At 53.5% G+C, this 18,815-nt stretch carries 17 protein-coding genes; 6 read left to right on the forward strand and 11 right to left on the reverse strand.

Features of this window, described 5'->3' with window-relative positions; translation table 11 throughout:
• Nucleotides 1-13: 13 nt before the first annotated feature.
• Nucleotides 14-217: a hypothetical protein gene (locus tag AC3ISI_RS15505; protein WP_489332711.1), complete on the reverse strand. Its 204-nt coding sequence runs from the start codon at nucleotides 215-217 to the stop codon at nucleotides 14-16.
• Nucleotides 217-687 carry a hypothetical protein gene (locus tag AC3ISI_RS15510; RefSeq protein ID WP_489332712.1) on the reverse strand — a complete coding sequence of 157 codons (471 nt, stop codon included), beginning with the start codon at nucleotides 685-687 and terminating at the stop codon, nucleotides 217-219. Before AC3ISI_RS15510 ends, AC3ISI_RS15505 begins: the two co-directional genes overlap by 1 nt.
• A gap of 409 nt (nucleotides 688-1,096) precedes the next feature.
• On the opposite strand from AC3ISI_RS15510, the gene AC3ISI_RS15515 reads away from it, so the two are divergent.
• From AC3ISI_RS15515 to AC3ISI_RS15525, 3 genes are all read left to right on the forward strand, one after another.
• The gene (locus AC3ISI_RS15515; RefSeq protein WP_489332713.1) at nucleotides 1,097-1,333 is read left to right on the forward strand and encodes a hypothetical protein; all 237 of its coding nucleotides are present in this window, start codon (nucleotides 1,097-1,099) and stop codon (nucleotides 1,331-1,333) included.
• Nucleotides 1,334-1,490: 157 nt separating this feature from the next.
• Nucleotides 1,491-1,721 (forward strand): hypothetical protein, encoded by a 231-nt coding sequence (locus tag AC3ISI_RS15520; RefSeq protein WP_489337724.1) that lies wholly within the window; start codon nucleotides 1,491-1,493, stop codon nucleotides 1,719-1,721.
• Nucleotides 1,722-1,851: 130 nt separating this feature from the next.
• Nucleotides 1,852-2,091: a DUF2789 domain-containing protein gene (locus AC3ISI_RS15525; RefSeq protein ID WP_477792386.1), complete on the forward strand. Its 240-nt coding sequence runs from the start codon at nucleotides 1,852-1,854 to the stop codon at nucleotides 2,089-2,091.
• 9 nt (nucleotides 2,092-2,100) lie between these two features.
• On the opposite strand, the gene AC3ISI_RS15530 is transcribed toward AC3ISI_RS15525, so the two are convergent.
• The 3 genes from AC3ISI_RS15530 to AC3ISI_RS15540 form a co-directional block, all read right to left on the reverse strand.
• On the reverse strand, nucleotides 2,101-2,304 hold the full coding sequence (locus AC3ISI_RS15530; protein WP_489332714.1) for a hypothetical protein: 204 nt from the start codon (nucleotides 2,302-2,304) through the stop codon (nucleotides 2,101-2,103).
• A gap of 120 nt (nucleotides 2,305-2,424) precedes the next feature.
• Nucleotides 2,425-4,068, reverse strand: a complete 1,644-nt coding sequence (locus tag AC3ISI_RS15535) for a methyl-accepting chemotaxis protein (protein ID WP_489332715.1) — start codon at nucleotides 4,066-4,068, stop codon at nucleotides 2,425-2,427.
• Nucleotides 4,069-4,227: 159 nt separating this feature from the next.
• Nucleotides 4,228-4,632 carry a TraR/DksA family transcriptional regulator gene (locus AC3ISI_RS15540; RefSeq protein ID WP_007907888.1) on the reverse strand — a complete coding sequence of 135 codons (405 nt, stop codon included), beginning with the start codon at nucleotides 4,630-4,632 and terminating at the stop codon, nucleotides 4,228-4,230.
• A gap of 364 nt (nucleotides 4,633-4,996) precedes the next feature.
• Here AC3ISI_RS15540 and AC3ISI_RS15545 point away from each other — a divergent pair, with 364 nt between their 5' ends.
• Nucleotides 4,997-5,608 carry a glutathione S-transferase family protein gene (locus AC3ISI_RS15545; RefSeq protein WP_489332716.1) on the forward strand — a complete coding sequence of 204 codons (612 nt, stop codon included), beginning with the start codon at nucleotides 4,997-4,999 and terminating at the stop codon, nucleotides 5,606-5,608.
• A gap of 25 nt (nucleotides 5,609-5,633) precedes the next feature.
• On the forward strand, nucleotides 5,634-6,737 hold the full coding sequence (locus AC3ISI_RS15550) for a DNA alkylation repair protein (protein ID WP_489332717.1): 1,104 nt from the start codon (nucleotides 5,634-5,636) through the stop codon (nucleotides 6,735-6,737).
• Nucleotides 6,738-7,528: 791 nt separating this feature from the next.
• Here the strand turns inward: AC3ISI_RS15550 and AC3ISI_RS15555 are convergent.
• The 6 genes from AC3ISI_RS15555 to AC3ISI_RS15580 form a co-directional block, all read right to left on the reverse strand.
• Nucleotides 7,529-8,869 carry a hypothetical protein gene (locus AC3ISI_RS15555; protein WP_489332718.1) on the reverse strand — a complete coding sequence of 447 codons (1,341 nt, stop codon included), beginning with the start codon at nucleotides 8,867-8,869 and terminating at the stop codon, nucleotides 7,529-7,531.
• A 98-nt stretch (nucleotides 8,870-8,967) separates the two neighbouring features.
• Entirely contained in the window at nucleotides 8,968-13,863 is a 4,896-nt protein-coding gene (locus AC3ISI_RS15560) for a hypothetical protein (RefSeq protein WP_489332719.1), read from the reverse strand.
• Nucleotides 13,820-14,932 carry an alpha-xenorhabdolysin family binary toxin subunit A gene (locus AC3ISI_RS15565; protein WP_489332720.1) on the reverse strand — a complete coding sequence of 371 codons (1,113 nt, stop codon included), beginning with the start codon at nucleotides 14,930-14,932 and terminating at the stop codon, nucleotides 13,820-13,822. Before AC3ISI_RS15565 ends, AC3ISI_RS15560 begins: the two co-directional genes overlap by 44 nt.
• 757 nt (nucleotides 14,933-15,689) lie before the next feature.
• Nucleotides 15,690-16,646, reverse strand: coding sequence for an alkaline phosphatase family protein (locus tag AC3ISI_RS15570; protein WP_489332721.1), 957 nt, complete (start codon nucleotides 16,644-16,646; stop codon nucleotides 15,690-15,692).
• Between the two features lie 100 nt (nucleotides 16,647-16,746).
• Entirely contained in the window at nucleotides 16,747-16,929 is a 183-nt protein-coding gene (locus AC3ISI_RS15575; RefSeq protein WP_489332722.1) for a hypothetical protein, read from the reverse strand.
• A gap of 110 nt (nucleotides 16,930-17,039) precedes the next feature.
• Nucleotides 17,040-17,825, reverse strand: a complete 786-nt coding sequence (locus tag AC3ISI_RS15580; RefSeq protein WP_489337725.1) for a helix-turn-helix transcriptional regulator — start codon at nucleotides 17,823-17,825, stop codon at nucleotides 17,040-17,042.
• 132 nt (nucleotides 17,826-17,957) lie between these two features.
• Here AC3ISI_RS15580 and AC3ISI_RS15585 point away from each other — a divergent pair, with 132 nt between their 5' ends.
• A complete protein-coding gene (locus AC3ISI_RS15585; RefSeq protein ID WP_489332723.1) occupies nucleotides 17,958-18,773 on the forward strand; it encodes a carbon-nitrogen hydrolase family protein in 816 nt (271 codons plus the stop codon).
• Nucleotides 18,774-18,815: the final 42 nt, after the last annotated feature.

An 18,815-nucleotide genomic window follows, 5' to 3' on the forward strand; every position in this document is an offset into this window, starting at 1 on the left:
CGAGGGAAGGGAATTAAATTTCGCCAGCGTCCTGCAGGCGTGACAGATCTCTTCTGACCATGCTGGCGTACGCTGCCGGGCGCAGCGTATAGATCTGTGACGCCACCCAATTCAGCCAGGCTCCCTGCATAACAGCCTTCTGCTCGAACAGCCGCCGGGCTTCAGTGTGTGCACTGACCTGGTTCTGTTCGTGGAAATCGGCGCGGGTCAGGGTCATTACTCGCTAGCCTTGAAGGTTACCAGTTCGCCCTTGCGCCACTTGGCGGCCTTGGCGGTCACGGCTTTCAAGGTTTTGGTCAGGCCTTCCTGCAACTGTTGGTGGGCGGCGAACACAGTCACCACGCTATGGCCTTCCTTGAACACAATCGCGTGACCATCGGCGGTGGTGACAAACGCGTAATCGCCCAACCCATACACGGTCAGTTTGATTTCGCGGAACTTGATGTCCAGCTTGCCACCTTCGCGACTCGGCAGAACAGAGGCGCTGAAATGATCGCCGACCTTGAGTTTGAGGCCAGGCTTATCGTCCACCACCAGCGATTCTTCGGTGTCGATCTCGGCAATGTAAATGCCTTCGGCGTTCTGTTCGGTGATGTAGACGAAACGAGATTGAAACTGCTTAACCAACTTTGCGCGCAAATCACCCAGCACGAACAAAGCATGCATATCGAGATTACTTACTGCCAAGGAAACATCCCCACATCTGAAATTGATACCGCACGCAGGAAAGCGCACAGCAGAAAAAAACGGCCATACCGATGGTCTTGCAAAAAATCCGGGTTGAAATCCTGATCCGGGCAGAGGGCTCGTGCATCGCGAGGTCCTTGAGCGTACTGGAATATCACTCGCGCCGTCTTCCCTCAACGTCGTCAGAGGTTGAAGGAAAACACCCTTCTTACTGCCAGAGGACACAGGATGACTAACTTTAAGGAAAAAACGCTTCAAGAAAAGCACTTTTCTGACATATCGCCCGCAAAAAATTGCTTTAGATGTACTCCATTCGCCAACCCTTGATGGCAATTCTAGAGCAGCGATGCTGACAGAGACTACCCAAAACGACGTACATACGTCGGCAAAACAATGAAAAGGACTTCATATGTGCACTATGACTCATTTTGCAACCGCCCAGGCACCGTATACCCACACCACCTCGTCACAGCCTCAGGGGGGATTCGAACAACCTCGAGTGCACGTCCGGCCAAGGTTTCAGGTGGTTTTGGCCGGTAACGCGTTCTTCCATATCAAGGAAGTCGCCACAGGCCGCGTCAGAGGTTTCCGTGGCGACCACAACGAAGCCTGTGCACTTGCCCGCTCACTTGAGTCACGCGAATGAGGCACTACTGAATTCTATCCAACTGACGTTTCGTCACACCGCCGACTTATCTCAGCCGTCGGCGGGCAACTACTGCCATACTGCCCGCCCCATGAAACCCGTTCCCACGTCGGACGGCGCTCAAAACAACAAAACATTTCCAAGGGAAGGCTGCTACGTGACGGAATTTGATATTGGCGAATTTATTATCCGGGGCGAAGCCAGAGAGATCGACGGCGAATTCCAGGCAGTGATTGTCATGCGCGCCAAACCTAAATTGACCACAGTGACATATCACCAGGTCGAGAAGGATCGCTGGTTCAAAACGGCGGATGTTGCCGCCAAAGCCGCTGAGGAATCGGCCAAAGAACTCAAGGCGGCTGTCGATGCAGGTGCACTGAAAGCCTGATCATCGAAATTGCCGTCTATGCTCACTCCTGCTTCGGAACATCCATCGAACTCCTGAAGCGCGACCTCCTCAGATGCAATGAAGTCGCCCTTCAGATCTCGCACTCGACGCGAACCACCAGGAGATGAACATGGATTCACCTACACACGACTTGAAAGGCTTGTTCGACCAACTCGGCCTGGACTCCAGCCAGAAAGCCATCGATGATTTTATTGCCAGCCATTCACCCTTGGCCGACGACAAAAAACTGATCGATGCCGAGTTCTGGAGCCCGCAACAAGCCGGCTTCCTGAAAGAACAGTTACGTGAAGACGCCGATTGGGCACGAGTGGTCGACGACCTGAACCTGCGCCTGCACCAGGTTCACTAGCCCGCACACTCAATGCAGGCTGTCAGGTGAATCGGCATTCAATTGCGCCAACCAGGCAGCCCTGCACGCTTCGGCCTCATTGCGACTGGCAAACGCCGTCCCCCGGCGCTCGCCGTTGAGCAGTACAACCCAACAGATGCTCTGCCCCATCGCGCGCAAACTGGCCGGCACACCGCTGCCAATCATCACCGCGACATTAACTTTGCTTTGCATGCTGGCCTCTCGAATTTCATCAGCAACCTAACCAAATAGGCATGTTAATGAGATCCTTCGCGAGGAAACAGCAACAAGACTGCACAGCTTAGTTGCCAGAATCGTAATAATGGCCCGCCGCTACCGAGGACTCTGTGGCTTATAACCCAACCGCAAACCACCCCAATGCCGTCCCTTGAGGATGATCGGCACCGAGAGGTCGTGCATTAGTTCGCCCGTGTCGCGGGTGTAGGTCTGTAACAACACGGGCTGTTGATGGCTGCCACAGCGGATACCGGTGCGATCAGCGAATTTTCGTTTGGTGCGGTTTTGCAGGGTATCAACCTGCGCGTCGCCGGTTAGCGGCAGGCTAAAGGCCTTGTTATGGGTTGGCACATAGCCCTGCGGGGTGCAGGCGATGGCAAATACCAATCCCTCATGACGCGCTAACAACGGCTCCTGAATCGCCGGCAGGACCTGATCGGTGTAGCGGTCGAAGCGAGTCTGGAACTTGGGCGGGTTGGTGTTGGGGATCGCCTGATAATTACGATCAAAAAGGTCATCGAGGCCGGCACGGCCTTGGTCAATATCTGCTTCAAAGCGCGCGGCAATCTGGCTCGCACCTTCGCGGGCCAGGTCATAAATCCGCTGGTGATAGTCATCCAGACCGACTTCGGCCAGACGTTCACTGATGGATTCGGCCTGTCCTTCCATTTGCACAGCGGCCTGAGCCAGACGCTGAGTCTGTTGGTCGCTGACCGCCAGATCGCTGCGCATCTGTTCGATGGCATGGAACAGGCTGTCGAGTTGTTCGCGATTGGTGTCCGCGCCGCGGGCGATTTCCCCAACCTGGCTTTCGACACCTGCGGCCAATCGCGCGATGTTTTCCAGGTGCTGACCGGTGAGCTCGACTTGCTCGACACCGCTGTCGAGGTCGCTGGACAGTTGGCGGATCTGTTCGACGACCTGAGCGGTGCGTTGCTGGATATCGGCAACCATCTCGCCGACCTCACCAGTTGCTGTCGCAGTTCGCGCCGCCAGGCCCCGTACTTCATCGGCCACCACCGCGAAGCCGCGACCGTGTTCCCCGGCCCGCGCGGCTTCGATAGCAGCGTTCAACGCCAGTAAGTTGGTCTGGCTGGCGATGGACTGGATCACCAGCGTCACCCGCTGGATATCGTCACTGCGCAGACTCAGTGCCTCGATCAGTTGGCGACTATTGCTGGCGCGCTGACTGAGCTGATGCATTCGGGCGATGGATGCAATCAGCTCCTTGCGCCCTGCTGCACTACTTTGATGAGCCTCACTGGCGGCACCGAGGGCTTCGCGACTGAGTTTGGAGGTAGCCTGTTCGGTCGCGATCATCACCTCGGCATTGCGGACAATTTGCGCTGCCGCGCTGAGTTGCGATTGCAGTTTGTCTGCCAGTTGCTTGACCGAAAAAGCCACGCCAGCAGCAGACAGCGCGTTATGACTGGTGGTGTAGGAAAGGTCGCGAGTCAACGCGGCGAGGGGGCCGGAGTTGTCCGTCGAGGTCTCTTCGGACGTAGCGCGGGAGCGCAGACGCGGCAACCAGACAATTAACACGGCCAAGGGCAAGCCAAGGTAAAGCGACCAGCCACCCAGTGCCATGCCGCACAACAAAAGCATCAATGCGACACTTTGCAGGGTCGGCGTCAGCCAACGGCTTTTCGGCAAAAGTACTGGCGCAGACGCTGCCGCTGCCAGAGATCCGTCTCTCGTCATCTTCGTCACCCCACGCTTTTCTGATTTTTGTCTGCGCATTTAACGCCACTACAAGGCCATTATCTATGGTCCATTAGTCGTGGGTATTGCAGCAGATCAACAGAGGTGCGCGAGGTTTTTTACAGACGAAAAAAAGCATCGCGGGCCAGCCTTCTCCTTTTTGAGTGAGGCTCGCCCGCGATGCGTGACGCTACGAAATCAGGCCTGACGCTGGTGCTTGTCGATCTGTTCGTGACGCTCTTGAGCTTCGATGCAGTACTTGGTGGTCGGGCTGATCAGCAGGCGTTTCAGGCCAATGGCCTCGCCGCTGTCGTCGCACCAGCCGAAGCTGTCTTCTTTGATGCGTTCCAGAGCCTGTTCCAACTGAGGCAGCATGCGCTGGTCGCGATCGATCGCGTTCACCAGCCAGGTGCGCTCTTCTTCGACCGAAGCCGCGTCTGCCGGATCGGCCGGGGTGTCCAGACTCTCGATGGCGATGCGGTTCTGTTCGATGCGCTCATGGGTTTCGACTTTCATGTTCTGCAACAGCTCGGAGAAAAAAGCGTGCTGCTCAGCATTCATGTAGTCATCCGCCGGCATGGCCAGCAACTTGTCCTTTGTCATTGATATCTCTATAAAAAAACGTGCATTAAGGCGAATTAGGGAGCGTTCCGGCGGACCTCTGTCGTCCGCCGCAAAGGCGCCGTTTATTCCAAGCGCCACCCGGCACTCAATTTACGAGGGGCGGCAGTCTAAGGCCGACTTGAGGCCCCAGCAACTGAAAAGTCAGCGAATTTGTCCGACAAGGTGCGCAAAAGTGCTCTATGGCAACCGTTGCCGCCGTTATCGGAGTGCGTTTATAGCAAGAAATTCAATCGAAAGGCGGTATATAGAAGACAAACGGGCATACCAGCCCCCGCTTGTTGCAGGTCGCGCAACCTGAGCTAAGGTTGTCCGTCCCGCAATGGTCCTCTGAAGGAACGTATTAATGAAGCTGATCGGCATGCTGGATTCGCCTTATGTACGGCGTGTGGCCATATCCGCCAAACACCTGGGCATCGACCTGGAACACCAATCGGTGTCGGTGTTTAGGCACTTCGAGCAGTTCCAGCAGATCAACCCGGTGGTCAAGGCGCCAACGCTGGTGTTGGACGATGGCGAAGTATTGATGGATTCAACGCTGATCATCGACTACCTGGAAGCTTTGGCCGGCCCCGGCAAAAGCCTGATGCCCCGCGACTTCAAGCAACGGCTGCGCGCCTTGCGCGTGATCGGCCTGGCGCTGGCGGCGTGCGAGAAATCAGTGCAGCTATATTACGAACGCAGCCTGCGTCCGGCCGAAATCCAGTTCCAGCCGTGGGTGGAACGCGTCGAAGGGCAATTGGCGGCGGCGTTTTCTTCACTTGAGCGAGAACTGGAAAAGCAGCCATTAGCGAACGGCACCTTGATTGCCCAGGACGGGATTACGCTGGCCGTCGCCTGGAGCTTCACCAATCTGGTAGTGCCGGATCAGGTCGATGCCGAGCGCTTTCCGCGAATCGCCGAATTCACCACACAAGCAGAAACACTTGAGGCATTCATCAGTACCCCGATAACCTGAGCCGCCCACACAACCGGACTCACCCATGACTGCCGTCGAACAACCCGCCCCGGCGCTGAAGGAAATCTTCAACGCCGAGCGTCTCAAGCACATCGCGACCGAAATGACGGCGGTCTACCCCGAGTTCAACGCCAACGCCTTCCTGACGAGGGCCAACGACGGCCTTGCAGAGTTATCGATCATGCAACGCATGGCCCGGGTCAGCGAATGCCTGCACGCGGTGCTGCCGCTGGGGTATGACGAGTCGCTTGAGGTGCTGCGCGCCCTCGCCCCTCGGCTAAACAGTGGGTTTGTCAGTATTTCGCTGCCGCATTATGTGGCGATGTATGGCGGACATGATTTTGAGCAGTCGATGGCGGCGCTCAAGTACTTCACCACGTTTGGTTCGGCGGAGTTTGCGGTTCGGTATTTTCTGCGCAGTGATTTGAAGCGCTCATTGGCGCTGATGCGGGAATGGTCGCGGGATGAGAATGAGCACGTCCGGCGTCTGGCCAGCGAAGGCAGTCGACCGCGGTTGCCGTGGTCGTTCCGGCTGGAGCAGGTCCAGGCAGATCCGACGCTGGCGGCGGCGATTCTCGACAACCTGAAGGCGGATGAAAGCCTTTATGTGCGCAAATCCGTGGCTAACCATCTCAATGACATTACCAAGGATCATCCTGAGTGGGTGCTGGACTTGATCGAGGGTTGGGCGCTGGATAACAAGCACACGGCGTGGATTGCCAAGCATGCGTTGCGCAGTTTGATCAAACAGGGCAATCAGCGGGCGTTGGCGATTATTGGGGCCAGTGGCAAGGCTGACGTTGAGATTGCTGGGCTGACGGTTGAACCGGCAGTGATTCGGTTGGGGGAGAAAATCACCCTGTCGTTTGTTGTGAAATCCACGGTGTCGGCGAGTCAGCGACTGGTAATCGACTATGCGATTGATTATGTCAAAGCCAATGGCAGCACCTCGGCGAAGGTGTTCAAGCTCAAGGTATTGACGCTACTTGGCAAGGCGACTGAACGGGTCAGCCGTAGCCAACTGATCAAGGAACTCACCACTCGCAAACATTATGTGGGCGTGCATGCTGTGCACATTCTGGTGAATGGCGAACGCCTCGCGAGCACCTCGTTCGAAATTTCCCTCTGAAATACGACGACTGCTGTATGGAAAACCACCAACCCTACTCGGTGACAGCTGTCAAAAGTGACATCCTGGCCCGTGTCGGGCGTTCAAAGTAGCTTACTTTCAAGTTAAACAGCTCCACAACTTCATACTGCAACACTTAATTACAAAATACTCGAAAAGTCGCAAATTTAAAATAATTCACGATTACTTCGATTCGCTATAGATGAATCGGCAGCTCTTCATATTTTACATATCGCAGCCGACCTACAACTAAACCCAACCCCTGCAAGCACACGAAATTTTCATCCATAGATTCAATACAAGCCAATCCAATACCACTTATCGGTTAATGGGTTAGACTATCAATTAGCACGTTGCGCATTAGTGATTTCCAGACATAATTATTCAGCGACATGAAACATATCCAACCCTACATTTCATTCGTTTAACAAACAGGTGATAACATGGCACATTGGAGTCCGAGTGCAGCAAATGATCTAATGGCGTTCGCTGCAAACCATAACTTAGGTGGTCTTGTTGCGGCATTTCAAACAAATGTGGATAATTGGGCAGACAATCTCCCAGGATTCGCTCACGGAGCGTTTCAATTTGGTCGATATCGAGCTGAGGTTACCGGGGATACGGGGCAAGTGGATAAGATTGAATTTGATATGTGAATCCGCCCCTCTGAAAATATTCTCTCGGTAATTAAAGGTTGCGCTTGAGGATGATTTCCAAGCCGCAACCTTTCCAATGGGTTCGACGATAGTTTTATTAAACAACTATTCTTCTTAATGTTCGCGCAGTGTTTTTCATGGATTTCCAGCAGACTCTAGTTTCCAAAACTGACCGCTGTAATCCAATTTTGTGTCACCCATGGTTCCAGGAAAAAATGCGTGCTCGTTATTGAACGTATCTAAAAGCTTTAAGTCACCCAGTGCCGCATTCGCGAGCCGAAACCATCCAGGCCGGTTAGTTTCCAGGCAACGCCACCAATAATCCTGTGGAATCGCCTCCCACTGTATCTGCAACGCACGTTCCACTTGCGCATTGCTGCCGAGTAAAAAAATAAACGGATAGCCAGTATCGTTTCTTATGCGACTTTCAATTCCCCACCATCCTTTTCCAAAACGGTGAAATCGCCATTGCTGGGAGCCTGCTTCGTTATAGTTAGCATCATTTTGTTGTGCGAGTGGCTTCATTAGTGTCTTGCCAGTATGCCTTGGGGGCAAGGGTCCAGAGCGCTGAGCAGTGAGTACATAGCCTTTACCAGACAGGAACATATTTGTCATCAAGTACCATTTACTCTCGTCGAGCGGACAGTTTTCATAGTAATTCTGCCCGGACAAATACTTGTTCTGTGCAGGCATATTGCTAAGAAACTGACTGGCGCGCTGGGCGATCTCATCCCAGGCATGGAGGCCGACTTCGATGTCCAGGTCATACAACTGCGGTACTCCGGGGGTTCCCGCAGGCAACGCGACGGTCTTGCGTAAATAGGCCAGATTGCCGGTCAATATATTCCATCGGCCCACCATGGAAGCCAGGGCCAAACCAACATCCTCCAGTTTCGGCCCGATGTTTACCCAAGCCGAATCAGGTGGATTGTTCTTTTTGTAGTGCCCGATGACGATATTGCTCGCATTGTGAAAAGCCATTGACTGTTGATTCACCTGCCGGCTGAGCTCATTCAATGTTTCCAGTTTGTTATTGACATCGTCGGCCGCCTGCTCAAACTCTTGCCGCGCACCGCTGGCGTTATTAGACAGATTTTTAACAGAGCTTTGCAGACGCAGCAGGCGTTGTTTCATATCTCCAGAGGCAAGTTCCGTCGCCAGCATCTGCAGTTTCGAGAAAGTCGTCGAGCCCCAAACCTGGCAACTAGAGCGAAGCTCAGCGTATCCCCCTAATCCGCTAAGGCGGTCGTTGAGGGTTGCTTTCACCCCCGGCTCGTCCAGACAGACTAAAAACGCAAATTGATTGATGTTCGACCACATCGCTCCGGGTATGGCGAACAACTGACTGGCTTCTTTTGGGGAGAAATCAACAGGTGCATCTTCTGCCATTGCGCTACGTGCCACCGGCAATGCCAATCCCATCGCTACCAGCAGTAGCAAGATCATTGAACTGGCTGTCGAGATGCATCGAATCATGATTTTTCTCCCTTGAACCCATGAGTCACTTTGGGAAATCCACACACTGCAAATTGACTCATGAGTTCATGCCCCTATATGCCAACCAGGAGGGTGGGTTATTTCGCCGAAAACTTCTCTTCTTCAAAATGCGCCACCAGGTATGAGCTTTTACTGACTTCGTAATAGTTCTGCCCATTGTCAGGTTTGTTTTCTCCATCAATACACCAACCCGTGTGGACGTAGTTACCATAGCGCTCTGGCACGCTAACGCGCATTTTCTGCATATCCTGGAACACTCCAACGTAGTTCCCTAGCCCTCCCGAACAATTACTCATGTCCTTCACGCTCGTTGTGATTGGAATCGCCAATTCCGGGAGAGTGTTGACACAAACAATTTTTTGTCCCTTCGGTACTTCGCCAGCCTCCGTAGTAATCTGCAATCGAATCTCCTCCAACTCGATCTTGTACTCGGGGGGACTGATTTCGACCGTCAATTCAAAGTCTGAGAACACGCCTGGGCGAAACTCTGAAAGCGTAATGCCTTGGCTGGCAGATTCACTCGTCAGGAACTGCGTCAGTAGATTTTCCTGCCTGTCCGTAGTGGGTTGCCATAAAGCCTTGCCCTGAAGAGTGCCGATTTCATTTTCGATCACCCAATCTTCGTCTGCGGTCTTGCCGCCTCTTGTATTGAAAACGACACTTGATTGTTGCCCTCGATCTTCCTCACGACCGCCCTCTGGCTCAAACGCAAACAGCTTGCCCTGAGCCCGCACAACCGACTTTCCGCAATGGCTGACTTTGAAAGTGATGGAGTCGGGAAACGCTTTCCCCAGTTTCCTGCATTGAACCTTCACGACCTTGATGTTGCCAATGCGCTGCTTCTCGCTGGTCTCATCGATCTGGCGCAGTCGCATCAGGGACAAAGGTATGGTGTTCTCGAAAATTGAATCCTTGATTATGCTATTGAGCTCTTGGAGGTGTTCGCGTCCCAATGTCACTGTCTTCGGCGCTTCCTTCAACAAGCGGCCTGATCCTGAAGCCAATTGACTGGCCAGGCGTTTCCCCATATCCCGCAAGGGCTTCTCGTACACGATCGTCAGGAGTTTGAACTCATCCTCCGTCAGCATGCTTTCCTTAAAAGCGACTGGTTTACTGAGCAACGCCTTAAGTTTTTTCTGCTCATCCTCAGTGAGATTGTCGATCCCGGAGATCTGGTCGGACGGTTCGAGTACATTTTGCAAGCTTTCAAAGAGTTTTTGTGCTCCCTGATCCAGTTTGCCCCATGGCTCTACGGTGTAATACTCATAGGCTTTGACAACGTAGTAGAGGAACTGCATGAGCGTTTGATGCGCCTCGTGACTGATCGACTGCACGTACGCGATCGCCGCGGGGTCGAGGGCATCTCTACTGCCCCCCAACTGGCTGCCGAGAACATTGATCGCCAGCAGGTTGTTCGAGATTTGATTGCTTTGTTGGCCAAGACTGGTTTTCAGTGTCAATAGCTGGGTGGCCAAAGCGGTCTTACGTTGGTTCAGTGCCGCCAATTGACTGGTGACCTCCTGAAACTCCTTGTCATTGAGCATCAGTTTCGCCAGCGTTTTATCCCATGCGCTGTTTAATTGTGATCGCGACACCATCAGCTCGTTGACGGTTTTGCCGATCGTTTCTACGCCGGCTGCAATTTTTTTAACCTGTTCAATGCCCTTTTTCACTTTCGCGGCATTTTCTTTTTTCGCCAGATCGACTTGTTCCTTCGACGCTTTCAGCGCGAGCTCTTTCCTTTTGATTTCGCTCTCGGCCTTCGTGACCTCACCGGCCTGGTTTTTATAATCAGTCGTGCTGGCATCCAGCTCTTTCTTTCTATCATCCTCATATTTTTTTAAGTCTTTTATGAGTTGACCTTCCTCCTCCTCCTTGCGCGACCCACGACCGTACAACAAACGTTTACGTTTTTTTTCCATCAGCTCTTTTTCATTTTTCACCAGTTCGTCGTGTTTTTTCTTCTTCTCATCGTAAGAATCCTGTAACTCATCCTTCTTCCTGGATGCTGCGTCCGCCTTGTCCTTTAGTTGATTTATGTCCTTTTTCGCGTCCAGCAGGGCGTCATCCATCCCCCTTGCAGACTGCTCCACAAAATTGTCGGTATTGGATGTCACGAAATCATTTACGCCGCTTTTCAACTTACTGAAGGCATTGTCTGTGAAGCCTCCTTCCTTGACGAAATCGCCCGCCACATCGAAGACTGTCCCGACCGCCCCGGCAGCCATCTGATAGGGTTCAGGAAGCGGAATCGCTTTAGCCACCGCAGCGAAGATCTTGAAGGCCGCCGCGATTATTGCCATCTTTTCAGACTCCCCCATCAGGTAGTCGGCATTGTCGCGCAATCTTTTTTCTATTTGCTCCAGCGGCTTGAGGAGTTTCTCTTCTACCTCGACATTGAGCTGTCTCAATGCCTGAATGGTCGTGATGACGTCCGCGCGAGTCGTGATCAACGATTTTTGTGTGGTTTCGGTATTTTTTGTAAGAAGGCCAAGGAGATTTTGTACAGCAGCCTGGCGGTCTGACTTAGCCTGCCATGCCTTTTGAAGATAATAAGAGGTGTAAATCTCCCCTATCGATGATTTCAGTATGCTCTGATAGATTTTGACCGCGCTTTCCAGGGACAACATCGGCACCCATCCGGGTGGATTGCCGAAGTAGTCGACATTTTGAATCGCCTGCTCAACCAGACTCGACACTTCATCCTGCAGTTGCAACATCTCGTCGTCTTTTGCGGGTGTTTTCTCGAGTCCTTCCAGATAAGGGCTCAGGAATTCGCGTGCCAGGTCGGTATTCCCGCTGGCGAGAGCATTTTTTGCAAATTGCACAGCGGTTTTCAGGTTGATAGTCGTCAACCATGGGCTAACCGGCACATCTTCGAACAGCTTGGAGCTACCCGCTTTTCCTGTTGGCTCCAAGGGGGCGGGACCAGCAGGGCCATCCGGGCCCGTTGTCGCCTCTTTCTTTTCAATGGTCGGCACGAACTCGATCTTGCCGTTTACATCCTTATTTTCAAAAAGGAACCAGTAAGCCGCGTCTGGTGTTCCTCCCCATCCACCCTTTGTGGAGGTAATCCGGGTTCCAGAGACGCCTCCAGTCAAATCGATATAGGAAGCAACGTCATCCGGCAGAGTGCTGTAAAGATTGCCCCCGGCGCCTCCGGTACCCGGCCTTCCCGGGATGGGGCCTTTACCGCCCATGCCGGGGCTATCCTTTGTACCTGCCGTTTCAACGACTCGGCCATCGACTTTCAACTCTGCATATACGATGCCCCTGGTTTGATCGAGCGCTGTTGCCGGTTGATATTCCTTGTATTTGCCCCAATCAGGAGCCGCCACCGTCGCACCGCCGACCTTACGATTGGTATAGCTGAACAAACCGTCCCACTTTTCCTTGGTAATACATTCCAGATGGCGTTGGGTAAAAGAAAACGCAAGATCACCTTCGTCAGGATCCTGGCCTTTGCCTCCCACTGCGCGGAAGTGCTTTGTAGATTCTTTTTCTGTGGTTGCGAAACGTTGCACGTAAAGACAGATATCGCCGGCTTTGGCGCCATCGAACCCGTCCTTGCCGAGTGACCCCCGATATTCCGTAGCGATGGGTTGTGTATCGATACAAGCATCTGCGCCTTCGAAATAAAGCTCGCGGCAATAGATGAAAACATCGGTCTGGGGGAAATGCAGCTTTGTTTTTATAACCACCGTGTCGGCGTGAATACAAAGCTCTTGAATGTCCTTCTGACCGCCGTAGGTTTTCAGAAACTCACTACGATCCAAATCGTCCAGTTCTATTTCGACACCGGAAAGGGTTACGCGTCGGACCGGACGCATCCACCCATTCAACTCCTTCACGCCGATTGTTTGTGCACCATGTCGGATATATTTGATCTCTTCCGGTTTTGGAGGCAGCACTTTTGTAGCAACAATTTCGTACGACGGTGCCTGATTTTTCAGGTCGCTTGCGCGCCTGATTTCCTTCAACTTGCGCTGGCGCTCGTATACGGGTGTCTGCCGATTCAGCAAGCGAGCGTACGTCTGCGCACACTCCAGGTTCGGAGGGAGGGCTGCCGTGAGGCTGCTTGTCAGCGCTTTGCTCTCCTGCGCCAGGTCCTGCCACTCTGCGTTATCGGGGGCCGCGTCTTTCGCACAACGCAAGATGAAATCGAGCATAGCAATGGCTTTCTCGCGCAACGCCGACTCTTGTTCCGGTGTATTTTTTTTGTTCACGGAGGGCGTAACGAGGACTGTAGCCATCTGGAAAGCGGACACGGCCATCAGCCAGAGTGGCGAGCCGTTTTCAAACCATTTACCCAGCAGCGCCGGGTGCTCCAGGACCTTGGTCTTTTGCGCAGCATAATCGTATTTTATCCAAAGCCCGGCAGCCTGCGGAGCATTGACAGGAACCTGCTCTGGCTTGCCCATCAGAGACTCAACCTGGAAGTGACCGCTAACTTTCGTAGTGAACAGCAGAAGGCTCGCGCCGAAGGAGTTGGTGAAATCCAGGTTAAGCGTGGCCTGGGTATCTACCTCGATATTTCGCGCCACGATAATTAGCGCAATATTTTTCAAGGTCATGCTCAGCGTCGAGGGCACATAGAGCGTGTCGGCGAAGATGGAGATCGTGATTGGCTTGGTATCCGCCGCCGCCAGCCTCTGGGCAACATCCGTTTGCAAGTCGATACACAGATCCCTGAAGATCCATTTGTCCGAGACCGTTCTCACCTCTCGCGTGTAGAGCATTTTCTCTCTGCGCGCTGGGAAAATACCCTTCCATGCGGGAGTGTTGCGAGCTTCATCAAACGCCGTTTGCCATAGGTTCATTGCTGCGGTTCCTGTCATAAATAGGCTGGAGAGCGAGGGCGTGCGTGAAATCGTGCCTTGAACAAAGAAGCTTTTTGCACCGCCGCCCCTTACCACTGAGGGAATTTCCTCAAGCCGTTTTTTCTTCCTGTTTTGGTGGAGTGATCCACGCATGCGCCCGATACGAATCGGACTTCAACTTGCATTGCGACCACATTGCAATGGCATTTTCTACACCAAGGTCCTTCAGATCAGCTTCATTGAGAATGTCATCCTTGATGATCTTGCCGATCTTGTTCAGATCACCGCCAATCGCATTCCACACGCCCTTGATTTTCTGAATGCATGGCAACGCCGCCTCTATTTGCTCCTGGATGTCAGAAAGCCCCTTGAGGGCGACATTGAGCGTCCCCATCAATGCCATGGCTACCTGCTCTTCGGCTTTAAGCTTATCCACTCTCTCCTTCTTGACATCTATTTCGTGTTTCAACTTGGCGGCCCTGTCACCATAGATGGACGCAACAATCAGCGCGACCCAAAACACTATCCAGGCATAGGTGGGCGTTGTCTCGGCGACGATGCAATCGTATTCGTACTGCTTGTTCATCTCTTCGATCTTGGCAGCGAGGGTGGCCATCTCCTCTCTGTTTGCCGTTAATAACGCACTGTGCTTGCCATACTTCCCCTCGTATTCCTGGAAAAGGTTCTTGAGCAGAATCTCGTCGTCGCTGGTTTGCTGTGCAAACAGGCTAATTTCGTTAAAAACTGCGATGGCCCTGTCTTCGTTATTCTTCGCTTCATTGGCGAGTTTCTTACAAATGCTGGCAATTTTGTCCTTTGCCGCCGTATTACCAGGGTCCAATGAAAGTGTCTCGATAGGCGGGATCAACGCGCCATAGTAAGTTCTTGCGGTAGTTGCATAGTCGGAAATATCCTTCGCCAACTCGACCGTATTTGGAAAGACGCTATCGTTCCAGACTTTAACATGGGGAATTATTTTCTGATAACCCGCCAGCAAAGGTTTGAACTCGTCAAAAGGCCCCATATAGGGCGTTTTTTCACCCGTACTTGTCTTAGTGGCAAGATCCTTGCGCATTTGTTTCTCATCATCGGGAAGCAACAGCGCACTCTCCACATAGCGCTGTATGGCATACCACTCCTGCTGACTGAGTAGAAATGGCGAGCCCTGTACTGCAGCCAGATCTTGCGGCCCGATATTAGGTTTTCTGTCTTCACTCATCATGCTCACCTTCATGGTTAAGGATCATTCCTGCACTGTTAACTTTGCCAAATAAAAGACACTGTATGTCGCGGCTTATTTGCAGACCGACATATTTCAAACTGACACTATGGCTTGCTTATTTCAATAACACATATAGATACGTCAGCGACTGGCGTTGCCAATTGCTGAACCGAGAAACTTTAGCCATTGCTACCTTCCCTGATGAGATTTAAGCGAAAGTTAAGCAAGCCTAGTCGATTTCACGAAGCGCAATGGCTGAATTGACCTGTATTTGAAATTAAATGGCGATGAGCTTTCAATTTATTATTATGTATTTATTTAAATCTGGATTATACGGACGCGTTTTTTTGTGTTATAGCCTCCAAGTCGTTGATGAGCCTATGAATGGAATAGCTCCTGAACCCAAGTGGAATCTGTTCAACTGCAAGTTGATTAAAAACAAAGGCGTACAATTGCAACTAAAACCAGCACTCACCGTTGGTGCCGACGACCGTGGCTATTGAGCGTGCACCTGGTTCGATAAACGAGATTTGTTGGTCTGGGTGTGCAGTGCGCGGATGATTTTCTTTCTGCTATCGCGCTTGCAGCGGCTGTGATTGACCAGCGCGGTTTTCCAGGCACGGTTGATCGGACCATCAGGCTTTAATGCCTGGCGCTCAGCTTGCTACGGGCGGCGTTCTGACGAAGGCGGTAGCACATCCAACATGGATCTTGGCTGACACACCGCTTTTGCGAGCAGGCTCGCCCACAGGGCCCCTCACTGAATGAAGTCCAGCGACGCCTGACCAATATCAACCAAATTGTGGATGTTCACTGCAGGGTTTCCAGACGGCGATATGACCATTAGCGGCGCCCAGCGCTCGGCTTCTGAATAGCCGCCGTGACCATTGCCGGTGCCACCGTGGTCGCTGGCAAAAACGACCAATCGCTGAGGCATGGCACCTTGGGTGGAGGGTGACGCAAATGCATTCTCCCACAGGCGACGAATGCGCGAGTCTGTTGCTCGCACGGCGGCAGCGTAGCCCGCATCAGACGGGTCAAAAGCCCCTTTATGGCCCGCTTGGTCTACAGCATCGAGATGAATGAAGGCCAAATCGGGCTGACAGGCTCGCCAGGTGCTCATTACTTCATGTTCGATCGCTGCATCGTCCTCACGCAAAAACGCCGCGTGGTGTATTTCGGGCGAAGCCCGCAAACGCCCCTCGACCAAGTCGTACAGCGGCCGCCAGGAGGTCATGAGAACGCTGCGACTATTGGCCTTGAGGCCATGAAGGCGCTCAAACACAGTTTGGACTTTGATTGGACCTTTGCTGCTGTTATCAACAATGCCATGGGCGCTTGCCCAGCTTGAGGTGAGCACACTGACCCAGCCGGGTGCGGAATAAGTCTGTTGCGTGCGGCCGTTGCTGACATCGACTCTCCCCCAAGCCACCCCATGCGACTCAGCCAACTGGAACAGGAAGGGGGTCAGTGTCGGGCTGACGGCGTCGGCACGCAGGCCGTCGATACCAATGATGACGACCTGCCGGTCGGGCACCTGCGCCGCAGCATTGCATTGCCCTTCCTCGTCGCTACGTGAACAGCCAAGCACGCTCACCGCGCACAGCGCTGCCAGCAGCTTGAGCCCTGATCGCAGAGTGAGAATCCGGGTGTTGAACACCAAAACTGAACATCTCCCAAAAAATACAGCATTCGCGAAAGAAAGGACGGCCATTACCCGGTCTCAAGTGAAGGCTAAAAACCCCTTCCCTGCCTTGTCCTTAACCTTGAAACCAAGCGTCAGATTGAGTCTTGGCTGGCCTGATGATCGCGCTTTATTTTGTCTTTCCCGTGGGGGTGCAGAGGGTGTGAATCTGGAATTGAACCCCTCCCAGTGATTCCTTGAGCTGATCGGCTGCGTGCTGACACGCCTCCATATTCTTGTACTCGGCATGGTCGATCGCTGTAGCGGGCTGTGCGCCGTTTGTGCCAAGAATGACCCAGAGAATGAAGCTCATGATGCCTCCGACGTTTCTAGTTGGTGATGAAGTCTAGCCGTGAATTGATGACCATCGTTGTCAGCCTGCGACGAAGCCGATGGCCTTGGAAGCTGACGCCATCGTCGACTTCAACTCTGCGCATTCAGAAACAGTGAGAACAGCTCGGACTGCGATTTAATGCCGAGCTTGCTGTACATGTGCTTGCGGTGGACCTTCACCGTTTCGGCGGAAATCGCCAGCTTGCGCGCGATCTCTTTGTTCGAGCAGCCGCTGAGCATCAGCCGGCCGACTTCCAGTTCGCGGGCGGAGAGCGGCGTATCCAGCTGCTTGTCAGTAGAGTCCAGCCAGTTCTGCCAACTTGGGGTCGGCAACGCGATCTGCTCCAGGACTTCCCGTTCAAATGCCATACGCTGACGCATCAGCGCGGCGACCCAAGGCTGGACGAGTGTGAGCAAGGCGATCTGCTCCGGACTGAAGCGGGCCTCGCTTCCCAGTGACAGGCTGAGGGTACGTTCCGCGTCGAGCTGGACGTTGATATGGACTTCGTCGGCGACGATATTGAGGCGGAAGTAGCGTTGGTAGTAGTCGGTCTGCTCGAAGCACTCCGGCGCCACGTCGGCCAGCCAAAACAAACCGTTCTGCGGTGCTTCCCGGTTGGCCAGATAAAAGGGATCGAGCAGATACAGGCCTTTGAGGTAATCCTGAAAGAGCGGGTCCGGCCCACCCTCTTTGCCAGGGCATTCTGCGAGCACCTGCGGGCGGCCATTGCTGAAAATCAGCACGACCCAACTGTCCACCGGTATGTATCTGTCCAGCAGACGCACCAAGGCCAGCCAGAAACCTGGCCGGTCAAGTCCCTCAATCAGCCTGCCAATTGCCTGGTGCCAGGCCATGTCCTGCAAGGTAATGCTCACGACTCTACCCATACGGGGTTACCCCATCGATGTGATTACTTTCCGCTTTATGGCTCTCCATACTCCATCCAGCCCTGGCGGGTGCTGTTCAGTTTGGCGATTGCGAGCCCACAACACGTGAAAGGATCACTGATGAAGATTGAACTCATACAACTTACCGGTCGCGATGGCGATACCGCTTATAACCTGAAGCGAACCTTGCAGGCCATCGCTACCTGCGCGGTGGATACCGATCTGCTGATATTTCCAGAGACCCAATTGATGGGTTTCGCCAACGCGCAACAACTCGCTGAAGTCGCCGAGCCCCTGGACGGGCCGAGTGTGCAGGCGGTGCAGCGCGCCGTACGCGAACGGAACGTCGCGGTGGTGGTTGGCATGGCGGAGAACGACGGTGGCGTCTTCTACAACACTTCCCTGCTCATAACACCACAAGGGATCGCCTTGCACTATCGCAAGACTCACCTTTGGCCGTCGGAACGCGGCCTGCTCCAGCCGGGAGACCGCTATGCCACTGCGCTCTGGAAAGGCGTCCGTGTCGGCCTGCTGATTTGCTACGACATTGAGTTGCCGGAAAGTGCTCGAGCCCTCGGCCAACTCGGTGCCGAGCTGATCCTGGTCACTAACGGCAACATGGACCCCTACGGCCCTGTCCACCGTACCGCGATCATGGCTCGTGCTCAGGAAAACCAGGCATTCGCGGTGATGGTGAATCGAGTCGGCGACGGCGATGAAGGCCTGGTTTTTGCCGGTGGGAGCACAGCGATCGATCCCTTCGGCCGCACACTATTCGAAGCGGGGCGCGAAGAGTGCCGTCAGGTGGTAGAGCTTGATCTCAACCTGCTACGCACCGCCCGCCTCGACTACGACTACCTCAGTGACCGCCGCCTGCTCCTGAACGGTGAGCAAATTGAGCACACTGATGGTCGCCGTGAACTACTGATCCCCTGAACCACAGCGATTGTTCAGAATTGATTCGATTTTGACCCTGCC

It is taken from the genome of Pseudomonas sp. GL_139_B (assembly GCF_057834475.1).

Coding starts and splice junctions, on each gene's coding strand:
- AC3ISI_RS15505 (WP_489332711.1), bottom strand. CDS start 217: ATGACCCTGACCCGCGCCGATTTCCACGAACAGAACCAGGTCAGTGCA.
- AC3ISI_RS15515 (WP_489332713.1), top strand. CDS start 1,097: ATGTGCACTATGACTCATTTTGCAACCGCCCAGGCACCGTATACCCAC.
- AC3ISI_RS15525 (WP_477792386.1), top strand. CDS start 1,852: ATGGATTCACCTACACACGACTTGAAAGGCTTGTTCGACCAACTCGGC.
- AC3ISI_RS15530 (WP_489332714.1), bottom strand. CDS start 2,304: ATGCAAAGCAAAGTTAATGTCGCGGTGATGATTGGCAGCGGTGTGCCG.
- AC3ISI_RS15535 (WP_489332715.1), bottom strand. CDS start 4,068: ATGCGCAGACAAAAATCAGAAAAGCGTGGGGTGACGAAGATGACGAGA.
- AC3ISI_RS15540 (WP_007907888.1), bottom strand. CDS start 4,632: ATGACAAAGGACAAGTTGCTGGCCATGCCGGCGGATGACTACATGAAT.
- AC3ISI_RS15545 (WP_489332716.1), top strand. CDS start 4,997: ATGAAGCTGATCGGCATGCTGGATTCGCCTTATGTACGGCGTGTGGCC.
- AC3ISI_RS15550 (WP_489332717.1), top strand. CDS start 5,634: ATGACTGCCGTCGAACAACCCGCCCCGGCGCTGAAGGAAATCTTCAAC.
- AC3ISI_RS15555 (WP_489332718.1), bottom strand. CDS start 8,869: ATGATTCGATGCATCTCGACAGCCAGTTCAATGATCTTGCTACTGCTG.
- AC3ISI_RS15560 (WP_489332719.1), bottom strand. CDS start 13,863: ATGCGTGGATCACTCCACCAAAACAGGAAGAAAAAACGGCTTGAGGAA.
- AC3ISI_RS15565 (WP_489332720.1), bottom strand. CDS start 14,932: ATGATGAGTGAAGACAGAAAACCTAATATCGGGCCGCAAGATCTGGCT.
- AC3ISI_RS15570 (WP_489332721.1), bottom strand. CDS start 16,646: ATGGCCGTCCTTTCTTTCGCGAATGCTGTATTTTTTGGGAGATGTTCA.
- AC3ISI_RS15575 (WP_489332722.1), bottom strand. CDS start 16,929: ATGAGCTTCATTCTCTGGGTCATTCTTGGCACAAACGGCGCACAGCCC.
- AC3ISI_RS15585 (WP_489332723.1), top strand. CDS start 17,958: ATGAAGATTGAACTCATACAACTTACCGGTCGCGATGGCGATACCGCT.